General features: G+C 39.4%; 3 protein-coding genes. All 3 read right to left on the minus strand.

All coding sequences use genetic code 11. From position 1 onward, the window contains the following. The coding region (gene guaB, locus RT405_RS06020) for an IMP dehydrogenase (RefSeq protein ID WP_313468416.1) at positions 1 to 1,479 on the minus strand (1,479 nt) is incomplete at its 3' end. Between the two features lie 221 nt (positions 1,480 to 1,700). Continuing rightward, complete coding sequence (locus RT405_RS06025) at positions 1,701 to 2,384, minus strand: DUF1129 family protein (RefSeq protein WP_313468417.1); 684 nt, start codon at positions 2,382 to 2,384, stop codon at positions 1,701 to 1,703. Positions 2,385 to 2,441: 57 nt separating this feature from the next. Then, a partial coding sequence (locus RT405_RS06030) for a DUF933 domain-containing protein (protein ID WP_313468418.1) occupies positions 2,442 to 3,044 on the minus strand: 603 nt, incomplete at its 5' end.

Consider the following 3,044-nt stretch of genomic DNA (forward strand, 5'->3'; position numbering starts at 1 on the left):
TTGGATCGAGTAGTTAGGAGCTTCTTTAGTAATTTGGATATCATGTGGATGTGATTCCCTTAATCCGGCTCCACTCATTTGAACAAATTGAGCCTCTTCGCGCAATTGTTCTAAATTAGCAGCACCCACATAGCCCATACCAGATCTTAGTCCACCAAGCATTTGGAAGATAATATCAGAGACAGCTCCTTTATAAGCCACTCGTCCCTCAATTCCTTCCGGTACTAATTTATTGGCTTCATTGACGCTTCCTTGGAAATAACGGTCGCTAGAACCATGTTCCATGGCTGCTAAGCTGCCCATACCACGATAGGTTTTAAAGCGGCGGCCTTGGAAAATTTCGAATTCACCTGGAGACTCATCTGTTCCAGCCAACATGCTGCCCAACATTACAGCATGTCCACCGGCTGCCAATGCTTTAACGATATCTCCAGAATACTTGATTCCACCATCTGCAATGATGGTCCGGCCATATTCGCGTGCAACTGCGGCAGCATCATAAACAGCTGTAATTTGAGGAACACCTACACCCGCAACTACACGTGTTGTACAAATGGAACCTGGTCCGATTCCTACTTTTACAACATCTACGCCAACTTCATAAAGAGCACGCGCCGCTTCTCCAGTAGCTACGTTCCCAGCAATTAAAGTGACGTCCGGGAATGTCTCGCGAATCTCTTTGATTTTGCGGATCACACCTGCGCTATGTCCATGTGCAGTATCCACAATAATGGCATCTACGTCTGCATCAACTAGAGCTTGTGCCCGTTCAAATGTATCAGAGGTCACACCGACAGCTGCTGCTACCAATAAACGTCCGTGGCTATCTTTAGCTGCATTGGGAAACTCAAGTATTTTTTCGATATCTTTGATGGTGATCAATCCGCTTAACCGACCTGTTTCATCCACAATCGGCAGTTTTTCGATTTTGTGTTTTTGCAAGATTTCTTCAGCTTCTTTTAAAGAAGTTCCTTTTGGAGCTATGATCAAGTTGTCTTTTGTCATGATTTCATCAATAGGAGTGCTATAATCTGTTACAAAACGCAAATCACGATTTGTTAAAATACCAACTAAAATGCGATCTTCCATATTGTCAACGATTGGAACACCACTGATACGGTAACGGCCCATTAATTTTTCTGCATCAGAAATCAAATGAGTAGGAGTCAGGAAAAACGGATCAATAATGACGCCACTTTCGGAACGCTTTACTTTTCTGACTTCACCAGCTTGCGCTTCAGCGCTCATATTTTTATGAATGACGCCTAGTCCCCCTTGGCGCGCCATTGCAATCGCCATTTTTGAATCCGTTACAGTATCCATACTGGCACTGATGATAGGCATATTCAATTTAATATTTTTAGCTAACTGAATACTTAAATCCACTTCATTCGGCAAAACATGGCTTTCAGCTGGAATTAAAAGAACATCGTCGAAAGTAAGACCTTGTTTTACAAATTTCGTTTCCCAATTTGACATTTATTAAACACTCCTTTTTTTATTTTCCCTTAAATTTGGTTGAGATTTTACTTACAAAAGTAACAGAGATACTTTTGTTCGTCAAGATGAGTTTGCTTAGATAAGGCTTACATCTTTTCTTTTCTCATGAAGCCACTTTGAAAGAAAGAATTTACTGAAAAAATGATGAGAAAAAAGCCTCAGACGGGCAATAGCCTAAAGCCTGAAGCTTTCCATTCGGTTTAAAATAAACCGCCGCGGATATTTAATTTTCGTTTAAAGTACATTTTAGCAGCGAACGCCACCACACCTATTGCAATATTGACACTTGCAGGCAGTAAAATATTGATTGAGGTCGGAATAAATGCCATAGATGCCGTCATCAAGAACATCCAACCTAACATACCGGCAGTTGAAATCAGGATATAACGTAAAGTACTGCCTTTTTTTGTTTTGTTTTTATCTGGCACATTTTTTGAAATAAGCAAAATGACAAATCCACCAACGATAAAGTTTAAGATCATCGTGATCAATCCCATTTCAGAACCTTGGCCTTTGCCGATAAAACCTGACGCTCCTGTAATCAAGGCGAACATGGCTCCCATTAACAACCCGCCATCCAACATGATTTTCCAATCTTCTGACCGGCCGGTTTCTTCTTCTTTGGGCCCTTCTAATAAAGCATTGGTGCACTCCGTAACGGTTCCATATAATTGACGAGCCGTTTGACCAGATTTTTGCCCTTTAATTAAAGTTTTCAGCATATCGTTATAAATAGATTCACGTTTTTTTTCTGAAATATTAGCGGCAATCAATGCTTTATCCAAATTCATCATGTATTGATCGTTTCGTTTAGTCAATTGTTTAAATAATGCTTCATTTTCTTCTTGTTTCAGCACTTGTTCATTTGTATTCTCTTGTTCCACTGGAAAAGCCTCCTATTGAATCCTTAATTAAAATAAACTGATAAATCAATTCTATTATTATACATTAAATCGGAACAACATCACATCGCCATCTTGAACGACGTATTCTTTTCCTTCTGAACGCACACGGCCAGCTTCTTTAGCTGCTTGCATGGTTTCGTATTTATCCAAGTCTTCAAAAGAAACTGTTTCGGCCCGAATAAATCCTCTTTCAAAGTCGGTATGGATAACTCCAGCAGCTTGAGGAGCTTTCATCCCTTTTTTAAATGTCCAGGCGCGTACTTCTTGCACACCGGCTGTAAAATAAGTAGCCAACCCTAATAAAGAATAAGTGGAACGAATCAATTTATCCAAACCAGATTCTTCAATACCTAGATCTTCTAAGAACATTTCTTTTTCATCATCTTCTAATTCAGCAATTTCTTCTTCTATTTGAGCACAAATAACAATAACTTCTGAATTTTCTTTTTCAGCAAAAGCTCTAACTTGTTGAACGTACTCGTTATCATCTGCTTGTCCTACTTCTTCTTCCGCAACATTCGCTACATATAAAACGGGTTTTGTGGTCAATAAGAATAAATCATGCACAAATTTTTCTTCTTCTTCGTTAAATTCAATGGTCCGAGCAGATTCGCCTTTTTCCAAAGTCGCAATGATTTT

This window comes from Carnobacterium sp., from assembly GCF_032094055.1.
In the GTDB taxonomy this organism is placed as follows: Bacteria; Bacillota; Bacilli; order Lactobacillales; family Carnobacteriaceae; genus Carnobacterium_A.